General features: G+C 74.6%; 18 protein-coding genes and 1 tRNA gene. 11 read left to right on the plus strand and 8 right to left on the minus strand.

The window, feature by feature from the left end; all coding sequences use genetic code 11:
* Nucleotides 1-20: 20 nt before the first annotated feature.
* On the minus strand, nt 21-5729 hold the full coding sequence (locus tag HD595_RS04285; RefSeq protein ID WP_253765793.1) for a tetratricopeptide repeat protein: 5709 nt from the start codon (nt 5727-5729) through the stop codon (nt 21-23).
* 136 nt (nt 5730-5865) lie between these two features.
* Between HD595_RS04285 and HD595_RS04290 the strand changes: the two genes are divergently transcribed.
* A complete protein-coding gene (locus HD595_RS04290) occupies nt 5866-6255 on the plus strand; it encodes a hypothetical protein (protein WP_253765795.1) in 390 nt (129 codons plus the stop codon).
* A 102-nt stretch (nt 6256-6357) separates the two neighbouring features.
* Nucleotides 6358-7029: a DUF6766 family protein gene (locus HD595_RS04295; protein WP_253765797.1), complete on the plus strand. Its 672-nt coding sequence runs from the start codon at nt 6358-6360 to the stop codon at nt 7027-7029.
* A 35-nt stretch (nt 7030-7064) separates the two neighbouring features.
* On the opposite strand, the gene HD595_RS04300 is transcribed toward HD595_RS04295, so the two are convergent.
* Nucleotides 7065-7892: a 1-aminocyclopropane-1-carboxylate deaminase/D-cysteine desulfhydrase gene (locus HD595_RS04300; protein ID WP_253765799.1), complete on the minus strand. Its 828-nt coding sequence runs from the start codon at nt 7890-7892 to the stop codon at nt 7065-7067.
* A 44-nt stretch (nt 7893-7936) separates the two neighbouring features.
* Between HD595_RS04300 and galK the strand changes: the two genes are divergently transcribed.
* Nucleotides 7937-9061, plus strand: a complete 1125-nt coding sequence (gene galK / locus HD595_RS04305; RefSeq protein WP_253765801.1) for a galactokinase — start codon at nt 7937-7939, stop codon at nt 9059-9061.
* A gap of 67 nt (nt 9062-9128) precedes the next feature.
* On the opposite strand, the gene HD595_RS04310 is transcribed toward galK, so the two are convergent.
* From HD595_RS04310 to HD595_RS04320, 3 genes are all read right to left on the minus strand, one after another.
* Nucleotides 9129-9902, minus strand: a complete 774-nt coding sequence (locus tag HD595_RS04310) for an enoyl-CoA hydratase-related protein (protein ID WP_253765803.1) — start codon at nt 9900-9902, stop codon at nt 9129-9131.
* A gap of 44 nt (nt 9903-9946) precedes the next feature.
* Nucleotides 9947-11080 carry a nitric oxide synthase oxygenase gene (locus tag HD595_RS04315; RefSeq protein WP_253765805.1) on the minus strand — a complete coding sequence of 378 codons (1134 nt, stop codon included), beginning with the start codon at nt 11078-11080 and terminating at the stop codon, nt 9947-9949.
* 759 nt (nt 11081-11839) lie between these two features.
* A tRNA-Asn gene (locus tag HD595_RS04320) sits at nt 11840-11911 on the minus strand.
* Between the two features lie 126 nt (nt 11912-12037).
* On the opposite strand from HD595_RS04320, the gene HD595_RS04325 reads away from it, so the two are divergent.
* Nucleotides 12038-12349: a YtxH domain-containing protein gene (locus tag HD595_RS04325; protein WP_253765808.1), complete on the plus strand. Its 312-nt coding sequence runs from the start codon at nt 12038-12040 to the stop codon at nt 12347-12349.
* A gap of 162 nt (nt 12350-12511) precedes the next feature.
* Here the strand turns inward: HD595_RS04325 and HD595_RS04330 are convergent, their stop codons facing one another.
* Genes HD595_RS04330 through HD595_RS04340 form a run of 3 tightly spaced genes read right to left on the minus strand, consistent with a single transcriptional unit; the run spans nt 12512 to nt 14447 of the window.
* Nucleotides 12512-12985, minus strand: a complete 474-nt coding sequence (locus tag HD595_RS04330; RefSeq protein ID WP_253765809.1) for a hypothetical protein — start codon at nt 12983-12985, stop codon at nt 12512-12514.
* Nucleotides 12982-14256 carry an amylo-alpha-1,6-glucosidase gene (locus HD595_RS04335; protein WP_253765811.1) on the minus strand — a complete coding sequence of 425 codons (1275 nt, stop codon included), beginning with the start codon at nt 14254-14256 and terminating at the stop codon, nt 12982-12984. The genes HD595_RS04330 and HD595_RS04335 overlap by 4 nt, the downstream gene beginning before the upstream one ends.
* Before the next feature lie 32 nt (nt 14257-14288).
* A complete protein-coding gene (locus tag HD595_RS04340) occupies nt 14289-14447 on the minus strand; it encodes a hypothetical protein (RefSeq protein WP_253765813.1) in 159 nt (52 codons plus the stop codon).
* Between the two features lie 176 nt (nt 14448-14623).
* Between HD595_RS04340 and HD595_RS04345 the strand changes: the two genes are divergently transcribed.
* The 7 genes from HD595_RS04345 to HD595_RS04375 are packed head-to-tail and all read left to right on the plus strand — an operon-like array spanning nt 14624 to nt 23124.
* Nucleotides 14624-15871 (plus strand): hypothetical protein, encoded by a 1248-nt coding sequence (locus tag HD595_RS04345; protein ID WP_253765814.1) that lies wholly within the window; start codon nt 14624-14626, stop codon nt 15869-15871.
* Entirely contained in the window at nt 15868-18069 is a 2202-nt protein-coding gene (locus HD595_RS04350; RefSeq protein ID WP_253765816.1) for a serine/threonine-protein kinase, read from the plus strand. The genes HD595_RS04345 and HD595_RS04350 overlap by 4 nt, the downstream gene beginning before the upstream one ends.
* Nucleotides 18060-18917 (plus strand): PP2C family protein-serine/threonine phosphatase, encoded by an 858-nt coding sequence (locus tag HD595_RS04355; protein ID WP_253765818.1) that lies wholly within the window; start codon nt 18060-18062, stop codon nt 18915-18917. The genes HD595_RS04350 and HD595_RS04355 overlap by 10 nt, the downstream gene beginning before the upstream one ends.
* The gene (locus HD595_RS04360; RefSeq protein WP_253765820.1) at nt 18910-20202 is read left to right on the plus strand and encodes a vWA domain-containing protein; all 1293 of its coding nucleotides are present in this window, start codon (nt 18910-18912) and stop codon (nt 20200-20202) included. The genes HD595_RS04355 and HD595_RS04360 overlap by 8 nt, the downstream gene beginning before the upstream one ends.
* Nucleotides 20202-20873 (plus strand): FHA domain-containing protein, encoded by a 672-nt coding sequence (locus tag HD595_RS04365; protein WP_253765822.1) that lies wholly within the window; start codon nt 20202-20204, stop codon nt 20871-20873. Before HD595_RS04360 ends, HD595_RS04365 begins: the two co-directional genes overlap by 1 nt.
* Nucleotides 20870-22300, plus strand: a complete 1431-nt coding sequence (locus HD595_RS04370; RefSeq protein WP_253765823.1) for a hypothetical protein — start codon at nt 20870-20872, stop codon at nt 22298-22300. The genes HD595_RS04365 and HD595_RS04370 overlap by 4 nt, the downstream gene beginning before the upstream one ends.
* On the plus strand, nt 22297-23124 hold the full coding sequence (locus HD595_RS04375; protein WP_253765825.1) for a glutamate ABC transporter substrate-binding protein: 828 nt from the start codon (nt 22297-22299) through the stop codon (nt 23122-23124). Before HD595_RS04370 ends, HD595_RS04375 begins: the two co-directional genes overlap by 4 nt.
* Nucleotides 23125-23154 lie beyond the last annotated feature (30 nt).

Here is a 23154-nt window from a genome sequence, read left to right on the forward strand (position 1 = left end):
TCAATCAATTCATCGCAACGTCACCCGATCCTCGCCAGGAGTTCGGCCGCCTGCGGCGCGAAGGCGGCGTCACCGGTGGCCACGGCCGTCTCCAGCAGGCGCCGGGCCGTGGCGAGGTCGCCGTGCTCGTACCGGATCTCGCCCAGCCGGAAGGCCGCCTCCGCCACCAGGTCGGGCCGGTCCGTGAGGGTCAGGGTCAGCTCGTAGTGGCGCAGCGCCCCGTCGCGGTCGCCCAGCCAGTGGCACAGCTCGCCCAGGTGCGCCGCCGCCATGCCCGACTCGAGGTCGCCCGAGTCGATCACCCGCTGGTACCAGCCGAGCGCCTCGGGATAGTCGCGCGCCCGTTTCGCCAGCGCGCCCAGGTACATCGCCGCCACGGCCGCCGTGTGCCCGTCCTCGGCGTCCAGCGCCTGCAGGTACCAGCGGCGGGCCTCCGCCTCGTCCTCGTCGTGGTACGTCTCGCCGATGGCGATCACGGCGCGGGCGGCCAGGTCCGGGTCGCCCGCGTCCAGGACCCGCCGGTAGGTCCGGCGGCCCTCGTCCACCTCGCCGGCGGCGACCAGGGCCTGGGCGAGCAGGGCGAGGGCCGTGGGCTCGCCGGTCGCGGCCGCCTCGCGCAGCGTCCGCAGGGCGGCCTCCGTGTCGCCCTGGCGTTCCTGCAGCATGCCGAGCAGGCCGCCGAACACGCCCGGCGCGGGGCTGTCGGCGTCGCCGGCCTGCCGTTCGGCCAGGCTGTAGAAGGCGTCGGAGTCGCCCTCGGCGTCGAGCAGCGCGAGCAGCCTGCCCCCGGCGACGAACCGCACACCGGGATCGTCGTGCTCGTGGAGCCGCTCGAACATCGCCCGCGCCTCGGCGGTGCGCCCCAGCTCGGCGAGGCGCTGCGCCACGTCCAGCTCGACGAACGGGCCGGAGCCGGCCAGCTCGTAGTAGGGGCGGACGGCGCCGGGGTCCGGGCAGCTCGCCGCCAGCTCGCGCGCCACCGCCACGCCGTCCTCACCCATGACCCCCAGGACCCGCACGGCCAGCGCGTGCGCGCCACCCTCGTGCGCCAGGCGGGCGGTCGCCTCCAGCTCCTCCATCGCGGTACGGGCCATCGCGGTATGGGCCTGCGCGGTGGGGATCATCGCGGTGCGGGCCTGCGCGGTGGGGGCCATCGCGGTGGGGGCCATCGCGGTGCGGGCCTGCGCGGTGGGGGCCATCGCGGTGGGGGCCATCGCGGCGCGGGCCTGCGCGGTGCGGGCAGCCGCGGCGGCGGCGAACGCCTCGGCGGCGCCCTGCAGATCGCCCGCGTCCCGCAGGCGGGCGCCCAGCAGCAGCCCGGCCCGCGCCACGGCGTCGGGATCACCGGAGGCCATGGCCAGGCGCGCCTCACGCGCGGCCTCATCCAGGTCGCCCAGCTCATCGAGAACGACGGCGAGATCGGCCCGCGCGCCACCCACGACGGCGGCATGGGGCGCGCCACTACCCGCCGCGGCAGGGCGGGACAGGAGGTTCCCGTCGCCTGTCGCGGAAAGCACACCGCCGCCCCCCGCGCCGAGACCAGACGGGTGGGTCTCCACCCCGGCCGCGGCGGACACACCGCTACCCGTGACACCGGGCCCGGACAGGACGGTGTCCACGCCGGTCGCGGACAGCACGCCGCTCCCTCCCTCGGGGCCGGGTAGGACGGGCTCCACGAAGGTCGCGGAGAGCCCGCCGCCCATGATGTCGCGGCCTGCGGCGTCGCGGCCTGCGGTGCCGGGACCCGCAGCATCGGGGCCCGCGGCGTCAGAGCCCGCGGCATCGGAGCCCGCGGCATCGGAGCCGGTCGGGTCGTTTCCTGCGGTCTCCCGGGAGACGGCGCTGATTCCCTCGCGGTAGGCCGCCGCCGCGCCCAGCAGGTCGCCCGCCGCCCGGAGACATGCGCCCCGCACCCGGTGGCCGAGCACGACGGTCTCGGGATCGCCCGTGTCCACCGCCCGCCGCGCCTCCGCCTCGGCGGCCTCGTAGCGCTCGTGGCGTACCAGGTGGACCATCAGGGCCCACAGGGAGGCGAGATCGCCCGCCTCGGCCCCCGCGGCGAGGGCCCGGCCGGCGCCTTCGGGGTCGCCGAGCTCGTCGAGCACGCCGGCGAGCGCGACGGCGGTGGCGGGCATCGCGGCCCCGAGGGCATCCGCGGCGCCGACGAGGTCACCCCGTCCGCGCCTGGCGACGGCGATCCCCCGCCAGGCTGCCTCGGCAAGCCCCGGGACGGCGGCCTCGCCGCTCCCACGCCAGGCGGTCTCGGTGACGGGTCGCAGGCACAGCTCGGCGTGGGAGTGACGCCCCTCGTCCGACAGCAGCGCGCCCAGCCCGAGCCGCGCGCGTGCGGCCGTTCCGGCGTCGGCGCGCTCGGCGACGTGCTGGTAGAGCGCCTCACCGTCCCGGCCGCCCAGCTCCCGGGCCACCTCCAGCACGAGCGCGTACGCCCTCCCCAGCCCCCTCAGGTCGCCCAGCCCCCTCAGCTCGCCCAGGGCCGCCAAGGCGCCGTCCACGTCGCCGGTGGCCGCCAGGGCCGCGGGGCGTTCCTCCGGCGTGGCCAGCCCGAGCCGCAGGCGGGCCGCGAGCGTCACGACCGGGTTCTCGTCCAGTTCCGCCGCGCGCCGCCAGGCGGCCCGGGCGCCCTCCTCGTCACCGGCCCCGGCCAGCGCGTCCGCACCCTCCAGCAGGATCTCTCCCGTGAGGTCCGGTTCCAGCTCGACGGCCCGCTCGAACGCCGCCCGAGCCCCTTCCGGGTCCCCCGCCGCCGCCCGCGCCGCGCCGAGCACCCGCGCCGCCCACCCGGCGAGCTCCTCCGGTACGGCATCGGCCGCCTCCTCCGCCACCGTCAGAGCGGCCGTGGCCTCCCCCGCCTCGCGCAGGAACGCGGCCAGGTACAGCGGGGCCGCCTCACCGGTCAGCGTGTCCAGCAGCCCACGGGCCTCCTCCACCCGCCCGAGCTCGGCCAGCACCCTGGCCAGCAGCATCGCGGCCTCCGCCACCTCACCGAAGTCCCCGGCACCGGCCGCGGGCTCATCGGCACCCGCGCCACGGGCCTCCGCCACCTCGGCGAAGTCCCCGGCGCCAGCCTCGGGCTCACCGACGCCCCCGCCGCAGGCCTCCGACCCACCGACCCCGGCACCGGTCTCCGACCCACCGACCCCGAGACCAGCCTCCGACCCACCGACGCCCCTGACGCTCGCCTCCCGCCCGCCCGCCGCCTGCCCCAGCGCCCGGGACAGAACCTCGGCCGCCGCGCCCGGATCACCGAGCCGGTGCAGAGCCCGCCCCATACCGGTCAAAGCCGTCACCGCCGGCCCCGTCGCCGCCGCCGACCCACGGCTCTCCTCGACCGCGCGCTCCCAGGCCGCCAGCGCGCCGCGCCAGTCCTCGGCCTCCGCCCGCCACGCGCCGAGCCGGCACGCCACCTGCTCCCGGTACTCCGGATGCCCGTGCTCCAGCAGCAGGGACAGCAGCGCGTCGGCGTCGCCCGCCCGCCCCGCGCGCCGCCAGGCGTGCGCGCACTCCAGGCCGAGCAGCGCGCCCAGCGGCCCCCCGTCCTCCGGGGACAGGAGGACGAGCGCGCGCCCCGCCCCGGCCAGGTCGCCGTCCAGCAGGCACCGCGCATAACGCCCGAGCCCCACCTCATCCCCCGAAACCGGAGAAACCATGGCGAAGGCCGCACGGGCCCCCTCCAGGTCGTCCAGCCGGACCCGCGTCAGCCCCAGCAACAGGGCGTGCCGGGCCGCCGCCCGCTCCTCACCGCCCTCCGCGATCAGGCGTTCGTGCAGCCGGGCCACCGCCGGCAGGTCCCCCTGGAGCTCCAGCACCCGCAGCAGCGCCCCCGCCGCTTCCGCCCGCAGCCCCCGGTGTCCCGTCCCGAGCGCCGTCTCATAGGCCCGGCGCGCCTCGGCCAGGCTCTCCGCGTCCCCGTCGAGCAGCCCGCCCAGCGCGTACCCGACCCACGGGGCGAGCACCGGGTGCCCCTCCGCGCGGGCCCGGCGCAGCAGCTCGACCGCCTCCCCGCCCTCGCCCCGGCTCTCCAGGATCTCCCGGTAGACCAGCGCCGCGTACGACAGCGCCAGCGGGTCCCCGGCACCGGCGGCAGCGCGGAACAGCCTGCCCGCCTCCGACACGTCGTAGCCCGTCGTCGCCAGCACCTGGGCGAGCACCGCCGTGGCGATCGCCGCCACCGCAGGGTCGGGGTGCTCCATGGCCGTCCGGTAGCCGACCAGCCCCTCCTCGCGTCCGAACCGCTGGTGGTCGAGGATCGCCCGCAGCACCGGATGCGCCCCCGCCCCCGCGGGCTCCGGCGCGCGCAGCAGGTGCAGCATGAACGCGGCCGTGAACCCGCCCACCACGTCGTCGCCCTCCGCCACGTACGACAGCAGCTCGTCGGCCTGGTCCAGATCCCCCTGAGCCAGCTCCACCTGGGCGAGCGCCACCATGGCGCGCACGGCCTGGGTGCCCGCGCCGGAGTCGGCGGCGCGGCGCAGCAGCCCGCGGGCCTCGGCCAGGCGGCCGTCCTGGAGCAGCACGAGCGCGTCGTCCACCTCGCGCAGCGCCCGCTCCTCGACGGGGTCGGCGCGCGGCCGCTGCCGGGCGTCGTGGTCGAGCAGCAGCCCGGCCTTGAACGCGGCGTCCTGGTCCGGATGCCCGGCGACCTCCCCGGCCAGCTCGATGATCGGCCCGCGGCGCTCCGGGTGCTGCTCCAGCAGCATGCCGAGGAGCGTGGCGCTGACCGACGCCCACGGCGACTCCCCGGCCGCGAACACCGCCCGCAGCGCCGCCAGCGCCTCGTCCACCTCGCCCGCCTCGGTGTGGAGCTGCGCCAGGCAGGCCCGCGCCTCCAGGGCGTAGTCCCGCTGCCCGCTGGCGATCACCCGCTCGAAGATCGCCCGCGTGGCCGGCATGTCGCCGAGCTGGGCGATGACCTTGGCCTGTTCGATGAGGGCGGGCAGGCGCACATCCGGCCGGGGGTCCTCGGCCGCCCTGGCGTACGCCTGCACCGACTCCGCGTACTCGCCGAGATCGACCAGCACCGCCCCGAGCAGCTTGTACGCCATGGTGAGGTGGTCCGGGTGGCCCACGGCGATGGCGTGCTCGCACGCCTCCCGCGCCGCGGCGAAGTCGCCCTCGTCGGCGTGGATCCGGTACAGCCGGAACGCCGACAGCGACACCACCTCAGGGTCGCCGCAGATCAGCAGCTCGCGGTAGTCCTCCTCGCCCTCCGCCCGCTCGTACAGCTCCCACGGCGTACGGGGGTCGGCCCACTCGAAGACGGGCAGCTCCAGCCGCTCGGCCAGCTCCGCCACCGCGGGGCTGTCGCAGCGGCGGGCCCGCTCCAGCGCCTCGGTCGCGCCCGCGGCGTCGCCCAGCTCGGTCAGCACGAGGACGAGCGCCGTGTCGGCGAGCGCGGCCACCTCGAAGTCGGCCCCGTCGGAGGCGATCGTCAGCACCCGGTAGGCCGCCGGCCACTCCCGGGCGGCGACCAGCATCATGCCCATGGCGATGGCCGAGCGCTGGCCGAACACCGGATCGCCCGACTGGATCACCGACCGGTGGGCCGCCTCCGCGCCGTCGAGGTCGCCCTGCTCCTCCAGCAGGCACGCCAGCAGATGGGACGCCTCCGGGTCGCCGGTGGCGGCGATCTGCCGGAACAGCACGGCGGCACCGTCGAGATCTCCCTCCTCCCAACGCTTCATGGCCGCGGCGAGCTGTTCTGACGTCATATCGACTCCCAAGTCACTCAATAGAGTGAAAAAACTACCCAGGTGTCACGCACGTCACAGGCATTTCGGCCCAGCCCGATCGGCGCGGCCGTGACGGCCTGGCATGTCTCGTGTACACCGGGGTAACAGAGGGCGCATGAGATCTCCGTTCGCGGTGGCCGCGCTCGGGCTCGCGTTGACGCTCACCGCGGGGTGCGGCGTGGACACGGCCTCGCCCGCCGGCGCGGCGGCGCGCTTCCACACCGCCGTGGCGGCGCACCAGGACGCGGCGGCCTGCGCCCTGCTCACGCCCAAGACCGCCGAGAAGCTGCCCGACCCGGACGAGACCTGCGCCCAGGCGCTGGCCGCGCTGAAGCTAGGCCCGGCCGGCCGGGTCACCGGGGTCGAGGTGTGGGGCGACGACGCCCTCGTGCGGATGGCGGGCGACACGGTCTTCCTGCACCGGTTCTCCGACGGCTGGCGGGTCACGGCGGCGGGGTGCGAGCCCCGGCGCGACCTCCCCTACGACTGCGAGGTGGAGGACTGATGCGGGTGATGTTCTGGCTCACGCTGGCGCTCATCGCGGCCGGGCTGGCGTACTTCTTCGCGATCGGGCTGGCCCACCTGTGAGCGCGGCTGAGGGGGACGCATGAGGTGGATCAAGGAGAACGCGCTCTCGGTGGCGTTCCTGGTGATGTTCCTGCTGGCGCTCGCGGGCCAGGCGTGGTCGGGGGCGATCCACTACAACGAGGAGCAGCTGGTCAACGGCCTCCAGCCCGTGTCGGTCTGGGCGTACGTGACGTCGTCGTCGTTCGCGGTCGACGTGGCGGAGAACTGGCAGTCGGAGTACCTCCAGTTCCTGCTGTTCATCGTGCTGACCGTCTGGTTGGTGCAGAAGGGCTCGCCCGAGTCGAAGAAGCCGGGTGAGGAGGGCCCCGAGGCCGACCACGAGCAGCTCATCGGCGAGCACGCCGAGAAGGACTCGCCGCGCTGGGCCCGCGTGCGCGGGGCGCGGCTCTGGATGTACAGCAACTCGCTCGGGCTGGTCATGGGGACGATCTTCGTGCTGTCGTGGCTGGCGCAGTCGGTGGCGGGGCTGGCGGCCTACAACTCCGAACGGATCACCGACCTGCGCGACCCCGTCGACTGGGGCTGGTACGTGACCTCGTCGGAGTTCTGGAACCGCTCGCTGCAGAACTGGCAGTCGGAGCTGCTGGCCGTGCTGTCGATGGTGGTGCTGTCGATCTACCTACGCCAGCGCGGCTCACCCGAGTCCAAGCCGGTGGGCGCGCCGCACCACGCGACCAGCGTCGAGGGCTGACCCCTCACCCCGGCTCACCCCGGCTCACCCCCGGCTCATCTCGGCGGGAAGGGCTCGCCGGTGACGACCGCGACGACCCGGGCGCCGGGCGCGAAGCCGCCGCCGCGCGCCCGGGACACGATCCCGAGGAGCATCTTGGCCACGTACACCTCCTCCACCCCGTGCCGCGCGGCGAACGCGCGCAGCTCCGGCGTCGTGCGGGCGTAGCCGCCGAAGTGGTGGTCGAGGTCGATCGACCAGTTGTCCCACACCCGCCCGTACGCCTCGCGCTGGAGCCGCGCCACCTCGTCCACCAGGAACCCCGCCCCCTTCAGCACCGCGAACCCGAGCGCCCGCCGGCCCGCCGGCAGCCCCGCCGCGATGCCCGCCAGCGTGCCGCCCGTGCCGACCGGGCAGCAGACGACGTCGTACGCGCCCCCGGTCCCGGCCTCGCACTCGGCGGCGAACTCGGCGTCGATCTCCGGGGGCAGCTCGGCGCAGCCGCGCACCGCCGCCGCGTTGCTGCCGCCCTCCGGCAGGATCAGCACGTCGCCCCACCGCTCCCGCAGCGCCGCCTCCACCTCGGGCGTGTTCTTGCGCCGGTACGTCTCCCGGTCGAGGTAGGTGAGCGTCATGCCGCAGGAGGCCGCGTACGCGAGCGACGGGTTGAGCGGCAGCCGCTCCTCGCCCCGGATGACGCCGATCGTCGCGAACCCGTGGCGCAGCCCCGCCGCGGCCACGGCCCGGATGTGGCCGGAGTAGGCCCCGCCGAAGGTGAGCACGCGCGGATGGCCCAGGTTGTAGCGCAGCTTGCGGGCCTTGTTGTCGTCCCGCTTCAGGAAGACCCGGACCGAGCCGAGGTCCGTATCCAGCAGCTCCTCCACCCGCGCTAGTCTACGGTCGGGCCTTTGTTGAGGAGTGTTTGGTCATGCGCGTTGTTGAAGCTTTCCGCGCGGCGTTCGGCGCGGACCCGCGAACGGTCTGGCACGCGCCCGGCCGCGTCAACCTGATCGGTGAGCACACCGACTACAACGACGGATTCGTGCTGCCCTTCGCCGTGCCATGGGGCGTCACGGCCGCCGTCACGCCGCGCGGCGACCACACGGTCCGGCTGCTGTCCCTCCAGTCGGACGGCGAGCCGATCACGATCGAACAGCACCAGGACGCGCGCGGCTGGACCCGCTACGTCGTGGGCGTGCTCGCCATGCTGGCCGACCGGCTGGGCGAGCCCGTGCCGGGCGCCGACATCGCGATCGACGGCGACGTGCCGCAGGGCGCCGGGCTCAGCTCCAGCGCCGCCCTGGAGGTCGCCGTCGCCTGCGCGCTGAACGACCTGCACGGCCTCGGCATGACGCCCATGGAGCTGGCCCTGCTGTCGCAGCGGGCCGAGAACGACTTCGTCGGCATGCCCTGCGGCATCATGGACCAGGCCGCCTCGGCGCTCGGCGAGGAGGGCCACGCGCTGTTCCTCGACTGCCGCTCGCTCGGGTCGCGCACCATCCCCCTCGACCTGGCCTCCCACGGGCTGCGCATCCTCATCGTCGACACGGGCGTCCACCACGAGCACGCGGGCGGCGAGTACGCCAAGCGGCGCGCCGAGTGCGAGTCGGCGGCCCGCAAGCTCGGCGTCGAGGCGCTGCGCGACGTCACCGACCTGGCCGGCGCGCTGGAGCTGCTCCAGGGCGACGAGCGCAAGCGCACCATGCACGTCGTCACCGAGAACCACCGGGTCGAGGCGCTGATCGGCCTGCTGCGGGCGGGCGCCGTCACCGAGATCGGCGCGCTGCTCAACGCCTCCCACCTGTCGCTGCGCGACCAGTACGAGGTGTCGTCGCCGGAGCTCGACGTCGCGGTCGAGGCGGCCCTGCGCGGCGGGGCGCGCGGGGCGCGCATGACGGGCGGCGGGTTCGGCGGCTCGGCGATCGCCCTGGTGGCCGAGGACCGTCTCGACAGCGTCCAGGAGAGCGTGGCCGCCGCGTACGCGGAGCGGGGCTGGCGCGCCCCGCGCTTCCTGCCCGCGGTCCCGAGCCCGGGCGCCCGCCGCCGCGCCTGACCCGCCGATCGGGGCCCGGCCCTGTGAGCCGGGCCCCGTTCACTGGGCCCGGCTCACAGCTTCCGGCTCACAGGGCCGGGAAGTTCGGAGGGCGGCGCTCCAGGAACGACGCGACGCCCTCCGCGAAGTCGGGCCGCCCGAAGGACGCGACCATCTCGGTGACCGCGTTCGCGGCCGACTCGGCCAGCGTGACCTCCCAGTCGTGCCAGACCTGCCGCTTGATCACCGCCATCGACGCCGGCGAGCTGTGCTCGGCCAGCTCCCGGGCGTACCCCTGCGCCTCGGCGAGCAGCCTCTCCCCCGGCACCGACCGGTTGACCAGCCCCATCTCGTACGCCTCCCGCCCCGTGAAGACGCGGGCCGACAGCAGCACGTCCATGGCGCGCTGCTGTCCCATGAGCCGCGGCAGCACCCACGCCAGGCCGTACTCCGCGATCAGGCCGCGGCGCGCGAAGGCGGTGGTCCACTTGGCCTCGTCGGCGGTGAGGACCACGTCGCAGACCAGCGCGTGGACCATCCCGAGCCCGGCGCACGCGCCGTTGACCGCGGCGACGATCGGCTTGCCGATCGTCGTGGGGAACGTGTTCGGCCGCGGGTCGAGCTCCTCGTCATGGCTGCCGTCGCGGATCGCGCCGAGCGTGCCGAAGTCGGCGCCCGCGCAGAAGCCGCGCCCCGCGCCGGTGACCACGATCGCCCGTACGGCCGGGTCCTTCGCGGCCTCCTCCAGCAGGTCGAAGTAGCGCCGCCCCATCGGGACCGTCCAGGCGTTGAGCCGGTCGGGACGGTTGAAGGTCAGGGTCAGCACACCCCGGTCCGTGGAGGAGAGCACGAGTTCGTCCATAGGTGAACCGAATCATGTTCTAGCCGTGGGGGGCAAGCCAGGGGTCACTTGTGGCGGACGAACGCCGGGGTGAGCGCCGGATTGTCGTAGTAGCGATGGAACACCGGAGTCGCCCCGCCGGAGATCGGCGGCACGATCCACGACCAGTCCGCCGGGCAGACCCGTCCCGCCTTCTCCTCCCGCGCCAGGTGCGTCAGGAAGCGCCGTGCCTCGGTGTGGTGGTCGGACATCGTCACCCCGGCCCGTTCGAACGAGTGCAGCACCGCCACGTTCAGCTCCACCAGCGCGTGGTCGCGCCACAGCGACCGCTCGGTGGAGGTGTCCAGCCCGAGCCGGGCCGCCACCACCGGGAGCTGGTCGTAGCGGTCCACGTCGGCCAGGTTGCGGGCGCCGATCTCCGCGCCCATGTACCACCCGTTGAACGGCGCGCACGGGTAGCAGATCCCGCCGATCTCCAGGCACAGGTCCGAGATGGCCGGGACGGCGTGCCAGCGCAGCCCGAGCTCCTCGAACCACCGGTAGTGCGGATGGACGATCGGCACCTCCAGGACCGCGTCGCCCGGCAGGGTGCACAGCAGGGGCCCGCCGCGCCCGGACCGCACGACCAGCGGCAGCACGTCGAACCGCCCGCCCGCGCCGCGCCAGCCCGACGCCCTGACCAGCTCCGTGAAGTCGGCCTGGCGCGGGTCGCCCACCACCCGCCCGTCGGCGGCGCGGTATCCGGCGTAGCGGATGAGCTGCTCGTTCAGGATGCGGGGCCCGGGCCGGCCGGGCACGTCGGGGGCGAACACCGTGATGGCGGGCCGGATCCGGCCGCCGTTGGTGACCTCGCGCAGGTGCTCCACGCACTCGATCGCGACGCCCTCGGCGCTGGTGACCTGCCGCCGGTCGCGCACCCGCAGCGACCGCCAGTACAGGCGGCCGATGCAGCGGTTGCTGTTGCGCCAGGCCACCCGGGCGCCGAACTCCAGCTCGGCGAAGGTGTGCGCGTAGGTGCCGTACCGCGCGATGTCGGCGGCCACCTCCCGCAGCCGGGCGTGCGGGGGTCCCGCGGCGGGGTTCTCCGCGTGGAAGAGCCTGATGAAGCGCTCGGCCTCGCGGACGTCGATGGTCCGCTCGATGAGCGTCTGCACGGCGATCGAGTCGAAGGGACGGAGAGATCTGATCCAGGTACGCACGCAGAAACCAGCACTTCTCTCTCACGGAACACCCCGCCGATTCCGGGTCGGCGGCACGCTCCTGCCGGCGGCGCCCCTCTCCGCACCGCCCGTCGGCCTGTCCGCGGCCACCCCATCCTGGCGTCTCGCCCCGGCGTTGTCACGGCAAATGCAAGAAGGTGTGACCTTACCGCTACAAAGCGTGAACCATCGGTCGGTCCGCACTCCGGCGACATGCCTCAAGAGACGCCCGCCCGAACGCTGCCCAACACCTTCCCGGCGCAGCCTCACGACTCACGACGGTGTAGCGGATCACGAGATCAGGTGCGAAGTTGATCAAGTTGCGGGTCATAGCAGTGCAATCCGAGGCGCTGGGCTACCTCTGGGTTTCGTGCATCTGCGCAGCCTCGGCGTCGCTGGATGGGCATTCGCCCCCCCACACAGCCAGGTCGTAACTCATGGCAGAGATCCTGTCAGCCGGGATCTGTCGGCGCGCACGCGTCAGGCTCACCCTGGCGCGGCGGCAGGCGGGCAGGCTTCCACGGCAGCCCGCTCGGACGGTCAGGAAACGATCGCGCTGCCCGGCGCTGGAGCGCGTGACGAGAACTTGCTCGACACGCACCACCCAGACCGTCTACCGGCACCCGATGAGGCCGGTCATCGTCCATGGACACCTCTTCGGGACCGGCGAGTCGTTCGTCCCATGGCTCCCGGAACGACTCAGGCCCCCTGCCTGTCTCCAGATAGGGGGCCTGAGCTGTGTCCCTCAGGACTGCGAAGCTCCCGCGATAGGACTCGAACCTATAACCTGCCGGTTAACAGCCGGCTGCTCTGCCGTTGAGCTACGCGGGATCGCTCGTTCGCGCTGATCGGCGGGCTTTTTTGGCCCTTCCGTTCGGCGCAGGACTAGATTAGCGCACTCCTGGAGTGCGTGTCGCATCGTCATCGGGGTAGGCCCGGTGTCAGCGGAGGTGCGAAATGCGATATCGAATGACATTCGCCGTCGGTCTGGCCGTCGGGTACGTGCTCGGCAGCCGCGCGGGCCGTGAGCGGTACGAGCAGATCAAGAAGATGGCCCAGCGTGTGGCCGACGACCCGAGGGTGCAGGAGGCCGCGGGCGTCATGGGCGCGCAGGTGTCGAAGGTGGCCGGGGTGGCCCGCGACCGGGTCGGCGGCACGCTGCAGGAGAAGATCCCCTTCCTGGGCGGCCACGACCACGACTCGGGCACCGGCTGGCCGGAGGACAGCGTGCGGCAGAAGAAGCCCGACGAGACCGGTATCCCCTACTGACCGGACGGGCGCGTCCCCGCGCGCACCGGTCGCCGGACGGCACCGGTCCTCCGGGAGATCGACGGGCGTGTGCGGCGGCTTCTCCAGGCCGCCCACGCGCCCGCCCCGGGTCCCTTCCCCGATGAGATGGCGCGACGGCCAGGGAAGGCCCGAAAGGGCCCCTCAGACGCCCATGCTCCGCCGTACGCCCTCCAGGGCCTGCTCGGCCTGGGCGCGCAGGCCGGGGTCGGTGGGGTCGAGGCCGTCGTCGAAGACCAGGGTCCAGCCCAGCATGTCGCCGCCGGGCCGGCGCCGGGCGACCAGCCGCACGCCGCCCCGCCCGGGCAGCGACACGTGCTTGTTGACGATGATCGTGGAGTTGACCCGCTCCCGCACGGTCTCGGGCAGCAGCCGCGGCTCGGCGATGCGCTCGCGGTGCCAGGCGCCGTCCATGGTGAGGACGCGCAGCCCCTCCTCGTCCCACGCCGCCTTGTCGACCGTCTCGTACGGCACCCGCGTGCCGTCGGACATGAACAGCGCGCGGTCGGTCGCGACCACGTAGCCGCCGTCGGACCCGGCGAAGGTGAGCACCCGCTCCCCCGGCTCGGTGGCCAGGGACTTGCGGACGTCGGAGGGCAGGCGGCGCAGCAGGCTCATGCCCCCACGTTATCGGCGAGCAGGTCGAGGGTGAGCGCGGCGCTCCACGAGAAGTCGCGGCAGCCGCGCCCGCTGCCGTCGAACGGGTCGAAGCACTCCCGGAACCCCGCCTGCCGGACGAGGCGCAGCGTGCCGCCGGTGAGCTGGTCGCGCAGCGGTCCGAGGCCGTGCACGGAGGCGGCGCGGCGCAGCAGCCAGTTGGTGTTCACCCAGGAGGGGCCGCGCCAGTAGCGGGTGCGGTCGAACTGGGACGCGCGGATCTCGCAGCTCGGCACCGGGTAGCCGGTCGCGCCCATGAAGCGGGCCGACTGGAGCACGTCGACGAGCGCGCCGACGTGCTCGCCGGGCAGCCAGGGGTCGAGCAGCGGCCCGAACCCGCCGACCGTGCAGATCGGGATGAGCCGGTCGGTACGCAGGTCGCGCGCGTAGAAGCAGCCGTCCCAGAGGCGCTCCAGCAGCCCGCGCCGGATCCGCTCGGCCTGCTCGGCGTGCGGGCCGGGGTCGGCGCCGGCCAGCGGCGCGAGCTCGGCCAGCGCCTGGCAGGAGGCCAGCCAGATGCCGTTGAACAGCGGGCACTCGATGGCGAACGGGTGGTCGTCGCGCAGGTACTCGGCCCGGTAGCCGGCGTCGCGGTAGCGCAGGGCGAGCCAGACGTACCGGTCGTGGTCGCTGTCGGGGTGGCGTTCGTCCAGGTCGAGGTTGCGGTAGCCGTAGCGGATCTCGGGCAGGGCGGCGAGCGGCCGGTCCCAGGCGGGGCTGTCGTCCATCCCGGACTCCCAGGGATGGACGATCGCGGCGAGCCCGGCCCCGCCGAGGTCGCGGGCGGCGGCGAGGTAGCGGTGCTGCGCGACCAGCGCCGGGAAGGCGCGCCGCACGAACGCGACGTCCCCGGTGTGCCGGTAGATCCACCACAGGGCGAGCCCGTGGACGGGTGGCGCGGTCAGACCGGAGGTGAGCACGCGGGGCGCCGCGGCGTGGTCGTGCGAGCGCCAGACGGACGGCCCGGGGAAGTACGCCTCGGGCGTGTGGAAGACGATGTGCGGGACCATCCCGGTGGCCCACTGCCCGGCGAGCAGGCTGAGGAGCTCGGCGCGGGACCTGTCGGGGCGGTGCCGGGCGAGGCCGATCGCCACGAACGCGGAGTCCCAGCTCCATTGATGGGGGTAGAGGCCGGGCGCGGGCACGGTGGCGGTCCCCGTCCAGTTCGCGTCGAGCACGGACAGCGCCTCACGCCCGAGCGCGGCGTCGTCGACCGCTGGCCGCGCATCCATTCACTTACTATGCGCCGCCCGGCGTTCGGAAGCTATGTCCTCTTCGTCCACTTTGACAGAAGCATTACGCCCGCGGCGACGAGGCCGATGATGAGACCCCACTTCAGCAGGGTGAAGGCGAGACCCAGGAGCGGGCCGATGAGCACCAGCGCGGCGAGCACGGCCGCGGCGATCAGAAGAATGCGTCCCATGCTTTGACGATAAAAGATCCTTTAAGCATCTTGCAGGTGACACAGGGTTCAATCAGGGTCATGTCAGGGACCTCCCCCAGTTGCCGGAACCAACCCACCACGACTCCCGTTAAGCCGGTAAAAGCGGGGGATCGGGGACCCTCTTCAGGGGGAGCGGGATGAGCCTGGGACCACCCATGAGCAGGGAAGGGGCCGAGTACGCGCTGCGTGCCCGGGCCGAGGAGCGCGACCGCATCTCGGGGCACCTGCTCGACCTCGAATCACACACCACCTACCAACTCCTCAAGGGCGCCCCGCTGCGGGGCCTCACCCAGCGCCGCTGGGCCGCCGGACAGGGCGCCCTGACCGCGCTGTGGACGCTGTACGACGCCTACCGGGGCGTCCTGCGCGACGCCGAGCAGCTCAGGGCGTCGCGCGGGCGGCTCGGCTCGGAGCAGCTCGCCGCGCTGACGGGCCTGCTGGCCGGCCCGTCCGTGGTGCTGAAGGCCGCGGTCAAGCCGGTCGAGCAGCGCTCGCTGCTGCCCGAGCAGGACGAGCGGCTCAGCCTCGACGAGGCCGTGGCCCGCATGGACGCCTCCTTCCAGGAGGTCACGGACGTGCTGGCGGACGTCGACGCCGTCTGGTCGGCGGCGCTGCCCCGGCTCGACGCGGCCGACGCGCTGTTACGCGAGGTGATCGCCCTCCGGCGGGAACTGGACGCCCCCGACACCGGCGGCCCCGAGTCCGCGGCCATGGCGGTCGACCCCGGCCCGGCGGATGTGGCGGGAGACGTGGCGGGCGACCTCGGGCCGGCGGGCGTGGGCGGGGAGTTGCGGCGGATGCGGGCGTCCGTCCTGGAGGACCCTCTGGGCGCGCCGCCGTCCCCCCAGGACCTCGACCGGATCGATCGCCTCCTCGCCACCCACCGAGCGGACCTGGAAGAGGCGCTGCGGGCCAGGCGTGAGTACGGCCGGCGGCGCGAGGAGCTGGCCGCCGCGCTGGACAGGGTGCGGGCCGCCGAGAGCGAGGCCCGGCTGGCCCACGGCGCGGTGGTCGTGAAGATCGCCCTGCCGGCCCGCGCCGTGCCGCGCAGCCGCGTGGACACCTTGAGCGACGAACTGGCCCTGCTCGACGCCTCAGCCGACGACTGGCTCGCCCGGGCCCGCCGGCTGACCGCCCTGGAGCAGGCGGCGCGGCAGGCCGCCGACCAGGCGCGGGCCACGGCCGCGGCGATGTACGGCCTGCTCGGCAGGCGTGACGAGCTGCGCGGCCGGCTCGGCGCCTGCCAGGCCATGGCGGTGCGCAGGGGCACGGCTGAGGACCCGGAGGTGACCCGCCTCCACGAGCGGGCGCGGCTGCTGTTGTGGACCGCGCCCTGCGACCTGACGAAGGCGGCCGAGGCCGTCGACCTGTACCAGCGCGCGATCCATGGAGGTGGCCGATGAGCGGATGTCGGCAGCCCGGCTGCACGGGCACGATCGAGGACGGCTACTGCGACCTGTGCGGCCACCCCGAGACCCCGGCGTCCCCCTTATCCGGGCCGTCCGCCGGGACCGGCGCGGGCGCAGGCACGGGCGGCACGCCGTCCCCCTCCGGCGGCTCCCCCGGATACGACGCCCCCACCCCCAGCCGCCCCCTCACCGGCCCCGTCAGCACCGGCCGCTCCCGCGCCGGAGCGCTGCCCGAGCTGGCCGACCTGCCGTCGGTGCCCTACCGGGACCCGGCCGCCGCCGTCATGGCGAACCCCGAGGTGCCCGAGGACAAGCGCTTCTGCTCCAACCCCGACTGCGGCAAGCCGATCGGCCGCTCGCGCGACGGCCGGCCGGGCCTGAGCGCCGGGTTCTGCCCGCACTGCCGGCGCGAGTTCTCGTTCACCCCGAAGCTCGGCAAGGGCGACCTCGTCGGCGGGCAGTACCGGGTGCTGGGCTGCCTGGCGCACGGCGGCCTCGGCTGGGTCTACCTGGCCGCCGACGAGAACCTCGACGGCCGCTGGGTGGTGCTCAAGGGCCTGCTCAACACCGCCGACGCCGAGGCGCTGGCGGCGGCCGAGGCCGAGCGCCGCTTCCTCACCACGGTCGACCACCCCAACATCGTCAAGATCTTCAACTTCCAGCGGCAGGCCGGCCTCGACTACATCGTCATGGAGTACGTGGGCGGCCAGTCGCTGCACGAGCTGCGCCGCCAGGGGCCGCAGCCGCTGCGCGAGACCCTCATGTACGGCCGCGAGATCCTGCGCGCGTTCGCGTACCTGCACGAGCAGGGCCTGGTCTACTGCGACCTGAAGCCGGCCAACGTGATCCGGGTCGGCAAGCAGCTCAGGCTCATCGACCTGGGCGCGGTCCAGAAGGTCGGCTCCCCGCCCGGCTCGTCGTGGGCGACGCTCGGCTACCACGCGCCCGAGCTGGACACGCGGCCCGCGTCGGTGGCCTCCGACCTGTACACGGTGGGGCGGACGCTGGCCGTCATGGCCATCCCGTCGTTCAGCCCGGCCAGGAACGGCGTCGAGACGCCGCTGCCCGACAGCTTCGGCACCGAGTCGTTCATCCGGCTGCTGCGCCGGGCCACCGCCCCCGACCCGGCCGCCCGCTTCCCGAGCGCCGAGGAGATGGAGGCGCAGCTCGTCGGCGTGCTGCGCGAGGTCAGCGCGATCGCCGACGGCCGCCCGTACCCGGCGCCGTCGGCGCTGTTCGGACCGGAGCGGCTCGCGGCGGGCGCGGCGCTGTCGGCCGACACCGGCCTGGTGTTCGACCCGCTCGACCCCCGCGCGGCAGCCGCGGCGCTGCCCGTGCCGCTCGCCGACCCCGAGGACCCGGCGGCGGGCGCGCTGGCGGGCCTGGTGGGGCGCGACCCCGCCCAGCTCGTCACGCAGGTGGCCGCGATGCCGCAGACCCCCGAGACCTGGCTCACCCGGGCCCGGCTGCTCGCCGAGCAGGGCGCCGAGGGGGCCGCGCAGGCGCTCGACGACGCCGAGCGCGCGCTGCCCGGCGACTGGCGGATCACCTGGTACCGCGGGGTGCGGGAGCTCGCGCTCGGGCAGGCGGCGCGGGCCGTGCCGCTGTTCGACGCGTGCTTCTCGACGCTGCCGGGCGAGTGCGCGCCCAAGCTCGCGCTCGCCTTCGCGCTGGAGTGCTCGGGCAAGGACGCCTCCCTCTGGTACGACAGCGTGTGGCGGACCGACCACGGGTACGTGAGCGCGGCCTTCGGGCTGGCCCGGTCGGGCCGGACCGGGGTGCTGGACCAGGTGCCGCCCACCTCTTCGCACCGGGTGGCCGCGCAGCTCGCTTTGGTGGCGTCGGTCGCGCGGGCGGGGCGGCCCGAGGCGCTGCGCCCGGAGGAGCTGGCGACGGCGGCCGACCGGCTGGACGACCTGACCGACCTCGACCCGCGCCGCCGCGAGGCGATGACGGCCGAGCTGCTCCAGGCGGCGCTGGCGTGGCTGCGGAGCGCCGGCGCGCCACCGGGCGCCCCCTCAGGAGCGGGGGCGGGAGGGCTCACCGTGGCGGGCGCGCCGTTCACCGACCGAGGGCTGCGGGAGCGGCTGGAGGGCATCCTCCGCCGCCTGGCCGTCGCCGCCGACACCCGGCAGGAACGCCACGACCTCATCGACCGGGCCAACGCCGTACGCCCCCGGACGTGGCTGTGACCTGCCCCCTCTGCGCGGCCCCGGTGCTGGCCGAGCACGCCTTCTGCGAGGCGTGCGGCCACGAGCTCGACGCCCCGGCCTGCGCCGCGTGCGGGGCGCAGGCGGTGGACGCCGACGGCTACTGCGAGCGGTGCGGGCTGCGCCAGCCCACCGGCCGGGACGAGGCGGAGCTCACGCTGCCCGGCGGCGCGGCCGCGGTCACCCACAAGGGGCTGCGCCGGGCCCGCAACGAGGACGCGATGGCGCTGCTGGAGGCCGGCGACGTCACCGTGGCGGTGGTGTGCGACGGCGTGGGCAGCTCGCCGCGCGCCGACGAGGCGTCGGCCGTGGCGGTGGAGACCGCCGCCCCGGCCCTGGCCCGCGGCATGGACCCGGCGGAGGCGTTCGCGCTGGCCGGGCGGGCCGTGGCCAAGCTGGGGTCGTCCCCGGACGACGCCCCGGCCTGCACGTACGTCTCGGCGGTCGTCTCCGGCGGGCGGGCCACGCTCGCCTGGGCCGGCGACACGCGCGTCTACTGGCTCCCGCACGGCCCCGGCCCGGTGGCCGCGGTGCGGCTGACCGACGACCACGCGACGTCCACCGGTGAGATCACCGCGTGGCTCGGCGCCGACGCCGGCGACTGGAAGCCAAGCGTCCGCGTCTTCGAACCGCCCGGCCCCGGGTCGCTGCTGGTGTGCAGCGACGGCCTGTGGCGCTACCTGGACGGCCACACCGTCCCCGGCGCGGCCGTCCACCCGGCCGGCGCCTCTCTCGACCTGGCCCGCGAGCTGCTGCGCTTCGCGCTCGGCCGCGGCGGCCACGACAACGTGACCATCGTCCTGATCCCCCTAGGAGGACAGCATGGGTGACCAGCCCGCCTTCACGCTCCAGATCGACCAGAACAAGTACCTGCCGCTCGACGGGCGTGAGGTCCACGCCATCCTCACCGTTTCCTCCACCGGGACCGTCACGACGACGACGTCCGTGCCGGCCGAGGCCGCCGAAGTGATCATCGTGGACACGTCCGGCTCCATGAGCGGCGGCAAGATCCGCGAGGCGCGGCAGGCCGCCGCGAGCGCGGTGCAGGCGCTGCGGGACGGCGTGAACTTCGCGGTGATCGCGGGCACCGACACGGCCCGCGTGGTCTACCCGCGCGGCCGCACGATGGCGCGGGCCACGCGCGCCACCCGCGCCGAGGCGCAGACCGCCATCGGCAAGCTGTCGGCCAACGGCGGCACGTCCATCGGCGAGTGGCTGCTGCTGGCCCGCGACCTGCTCGACGCGCACCCCGACGCGATCCGGCACGCCCTGCTGATGACCGACGGGCAGAACAACGAGAGCGGCGACGCCTTCGCCCGCGCCCTGTCGGCCTGCTCGGGCCGGTTCGTGTGCGACAGCCTGGGCGTGGGCTCCGACTGGGTGCCGGCCGAGCTGCGCAAGGTGTCGGAGGCGCTGCTCGGCACGTTCGACTTCGTCCGCAACCAGAGCGACCTGTCGGCCTTCTTCAACCGCATCACCCAGGAGTCGATGAGCAAGACCGTGGCCGAACTGGCGCTGCGGGTGTGGGTGCCGCAGACCGCGACCCTGAAGTTCGTCAAGCAGGTCTCCCCCACGCTGCTCGACCTGACCGGCAAGCGCGCCGACGTCAACCCGCTGACCGGCGACTACCCCACCGGCTCGTGGGGCGCGGAGGAGCGCGAGTACCACCTGTGCGTGGAGGTGCCGCCCGGCCAGATCGGCACCGAGATCCGCGCCGGCTGGGTGAAGCTGCTGCGCCCCGACACCCAGGAAGTGCTGGCCAGCGGCAACGTGCTCGCCCAGTGGACCGACGACCTGGCGCAGTCCACCCGGATCAACGGCAAGGTCGCCCACTACACCGGCCAGGCCGAGCTGCACGAGCTGATCCAGGAGGGGCTGAGCGCGCGGGCCGCGGGCGCCGTGGACGTCGCGACCGCCCGCCTGGCCAAGGCGCGGCGGATCGCCGCCGAGTCGGGCCGCGAGGACACGGCGCGGCTGCTGGACAAGGTCGTCGAGGTCGATCCGCGCGACGGGACGGCGCGGCTGCGCCGCAACGTGGACAAGGCCGACGAGATCGAGCTGGACACCGGCTCGGTCCGCACCAGCCGGCTGCGGCAGGGCGGGGAGGGCTCCTGATGGCCACCTGCCCGCAGGGACACGCCTCGGGCGCCGACGACTACTGCGACGTCTGCGGGGCCCAGATGACCGGCGCCCCGCCTTCCGCGCAGGGCGGGTCCTCCGCGGCGCAGGGCGGGCCGCCGGCCCCGGCCTCCCCCGGCGCGGCGGCCCAGGGGCCGGTGGAGGAGTGCCCGGTGTGCCGGACGCCGCGCGCCGGCCAGTACTGCGAGGTGTGCGGCCACGACTACTCCGGCAGCGCGCCGCCCCGCGTCCCGGTGGTCGCGGCCCGCTGGGAGGCGGTCACCGGCGCCGATCGCGCCTACTACGAGGAGGTCGTCGGCCAGGACGGCCCCGACGCCCACACGATCGCCTTCCCGCCGTACTGCCCCGAGCGTTCCTTCCCGCTCGCCGGCGAGCAGGTGCGCATCGGGCGCGGCAGCAAGCGGCGCCCCGTCAAGCCGGAGATCGACCTGACCGGGCCGCCGGAGGACCCGGGCGTCTCGCACCTGCACGCGGTGCTGCTCGCGCAGCACGACGGGTCGTGGACGCTCGTGGACCCCGGCTCCGCCAACGGCACGCGGGTCAACGGCAAGCCGGTCGCCGTCAACGTGCCCGTCCCGGTGGGGCCGGGCGACCGCATCCACGTGGGCGCGTGGACGGTCATCACGATCAGGGAGGGAACGCCGTGACCACCGTCCAGGCCCCGCCGCCGTCCACACCACCGTCCGCCACGCCGCCGTCCGCGCCGCCGGCGCCGGCCGGCGCGCTCCCCGCGGTACGGCCGCCCGCGCCGCCGCGCCGCAGCGTGCCCCGCCGGATCCGGGTCATCACGGGCGTCACCGTCACGGCCCTGGCGCTGCTGTTCGGCTCGCTCGCGGTGGGCAGCGCCGCCGCCCGCGACGGACTGCGCGTCATCGGGCGCGACGCCGGCCCCCAGGTGCTCGCCACCGCCGGCCTCTACTTCGGGCTGAGCGACATGGACGCGCAGATCGCCGACGCCCTGCTCATGGGCCAGGGGTACGGCGGGCGGCGGCAGGAGGCGCTGGCCCGCTACGAGCGGCGGCGCTCCGAGGCGAACGACGCGCTGATGAAGGCGTTCGCCCTGTCCGGCGACGACCCCGCCGGGCGGCGCACCGTCCAGTCGGTGCTCGACGGGCTCGGCCGCTACGAGCGGCTGGTCGGGCAGGCGCTGCTGCTCGACTCCCAGGCCCGCCACCCGGCCGGCGCACCGCCGGAGAAGGTCGTCGAGGTCTACCGGCAGGCCACCGACCTGATGCGGCTGGTCCTGCTCCCCCAGGCGTACAACCTGACCCTGGAGAGCGGCACGATCGTGCGCCGCACGTACGACGACAAGAGCCTCACCGTGCCCGCGCTGCGGGTCGCGGTGATCGTGACCGGGCTGGTGGCGCTGGCCTGCCTGGTGTGGCTGCAGGTGTACCTGGCGCGGCGCTTCCGGCGCGTGTTCGGGCTCGCGCTGCTGGCGGCCACCCTGGCGACGGCCGTCGCGCTCGTGGCCGGGGCGAGCGTGCTCGGGCAGGACGAGCGCGACCTGCGGGTGGCCAAGACGCAGGGCTTCGACCCGGTGCTCAACGTGGCGCGGGCCCGGGCGATCAGCAACAGCATGCAGGGCGACCAGAGCCGCTACCTGCTGGACAAGGTCCGGGCCGACACCTACGAGCACACCTACCTCGACAAGGCCCAGACGGTGTTCTACCTGCCGGCGGGCAACCTCGACGCCTACCACGCCGGCGTGGCCGCCTCCAGGCAGGGCTACCTCGGCCTCATGGGCGACCGGCTCGGCGGCCGGGCCGGCGAGCAGGCGCTGAGCGCCTACCAGGCGTTCCAGCGGGCCGACACCGGGTTCCGGGCGCTCGCCGCGTCCGGGCGGGCCGACGACGCCGTGGCGGCGCGGCTCGGGGAGGTCAGGCAGGCGTTCGACACCTACGACGGCGCCCTGGTGACCCTGTCGCGCGGCCACGAGGCCGCCTTCCGGTGGGCCGTCGGCGACGGCGAGCGGGCGCTGGACGACCTGTGGCGGCTGCTCCCGTTCGCGATCGGCGGCATCGCGCTGCTGATCCTCGCGGGCGTCTGGCCCCGACTGAAGGAGTACCGATGAAGCGGATCTTTCCCGTCGCCCTCGGGCTGACCGCCCTGCTGGCCGTCACCGGGCTGCTGGCGGGCGGGTGCGCCGCGGGCGGGCGGAAGTCGGTCCTCGACGCGGACAGGATCGTCATCGGGGTGCGCCCCGACCTGCCGTCGGTGGGCTTCCGCCGGCCCGACGGCACGTTCGAGGGCTTCGACGTGGACGTGGCCCGCTACATCGCCCGCAAGCTCGGCAAGGGCGTCACCTTCGAGCCGGTGCTGGCGGCCGAGCGCGAGAAGGCCATCACCTCGGGCAAGGCGGATCTGGTGCTGGCCACGTACACGATCAGCATGGACCGCAAGCAGAAGGTGCTGTTCGCCGGGCCGTACCACATCTCCTACCAGGACATCCTGGTGCGGCGCGACGAGGGCGGCATCCGCAACGTGCGCGACCTGAAGGGGCGGCGCATCTGCGAGGTCCAGGGCTCCAACGCCGCCCAGCGGGTGGTCACGGAGCGCAAGGTGGCGGCGCAGGTGGTGCCGTTCCCCGACTACGCGGGGTGCCTGGCGGCGCTCAAGCAGGACCGCGTGGACGCCATCACGACCAACGACGTCATCCTGGCCGGCCTGGCCATCCGGGACGGCTCCGGCCTCAGGCTGGCCAACGCCCAGTTCAACGAGCAGCGGACCGGGGTCGGCATGCGCAAGGGCGACGTCGAGGGCTGTGAGGAGGTCAACCGGGCCATCACCGAGATGTACCAGGACGGCACGGCCTCGCGGCTGCTGCACCACTGGTTCGGCAAGGCGGGCCTGAACCTGTCCACGATCGCGGTCCCCCAGTTCGAGGGCTGCTCGTAGCCGTCGCGCGTACGAGGGGCCCGGGGGCGA

This window comes from Nonomuraea roseoviolacea subsp. carminata (assembly GCF_024172185.1).
Classification (GTDB): Bacteria; Actinomycetota; Actinomycetes; order Streptosporangiales; family Streptosporangiaceae; genus Nonomuraea; species Nonomuraea roseoviolacea.

Bases quoted from the DNA above. Each gene is read 5' to 3' on its own strand.
- HD595_RS04285 (WP_253765793.1), bottom strand. From the start codon at position 5,729: ATGACGTCAGAACAGCTCGCCGCGGCCATGAAGCGTTGGGAGGAGGGA.
- HD595_RS04290 (WP_253765795.1), top strand. From the start codon at position 5,866: ATGAGATCTCCGTTCGCGGTGGCCGCGCTCGGGCTCGCGTTGACGCTC.
- HD595_RS04295 (WP_253765797.1), top strand. From the start codon at position 6,358: ATGAGGTGGATCAAGGAGAACGCGCTCTCGGTGGCGTTCCTGGTGATG.
- galK (WP_253765801.1), top strand. From the start codon at position 7,937: ATGCGCGTTGTTGAAGCTTTCCGCGCGGCGTTCGGCGCGGACCCGCGA.
- HD595_RS04310 (WP_253765803.1), bottom strand. From the start codon at position 9,902: ATGGACGAACTCGTGCTCTCCTCCACGGACCGGGGTGTGCTGACCCTG.
- HD595_RS04325 (WP_253765808.1), top strand. From the start codon at position 12,038: ATGCGATATCGAATGACATTCGCCGTCGGTCTGGCCGTCGGGTACGTG.
- HD595_RS04330 (WP_253765809.1), bottom strand. From the start codon at position 12,985: ATGAGCCTGCTGCGCCGCCTGCCCTCCGACGTCCGCAAGTCCCTGGCC.
- HD595_RS04335 (WP_253765811.1), bottom strand. From the start codon at position 14,256: ATGGATGCGCGGCCAGCGGTCGACGACGCCGCGCTCGGGCGTGAGGCG.
- HD595_RS04340 (WP_253765813.1), bottom strand. From the start codon at position 14,447: ATGGGACGCATTCTTCTGATCGCCGCGGCCGTGCTCGCCGCGCTGGTG.
- HD595_RS04345 (WP_253765814.1), top strand. From the start codon at position 14,624: ATGAGCAGGGAAGGGGCCGAGTACGCGCTGCGTGCCCGGGCCGAGGAG.
- HD595_RS04350 (WP_253765816.1), top strand. From the start codon at position 15,868: ATGAGCGGATGTCGGCAGCCCGGCTGCACGGGCACGATCGAGGACGGC.
- HD595_RS04360 (WP_253765820.1), top strand. From the start codon at position 18,910: ATGGGTGACCAGCCCGCCTTCACGCTCCAGATCGACCAGAACAAGTAC.
- HD595_RS04365 (WP_253765822.1), top strand. From the start codon at position 20,202: ATGGCCACCTGCCCGCAGGGACACGCCTCGGGCGCCGACGACTACTGC.
- HD595_RS04375 (WP_253765825.1), top strand. From the start codon at position 22,297: ATGAAGCGGATCTTTCCCGTCGCCCTCGGGCTGACCGCCCTGCTGGCC.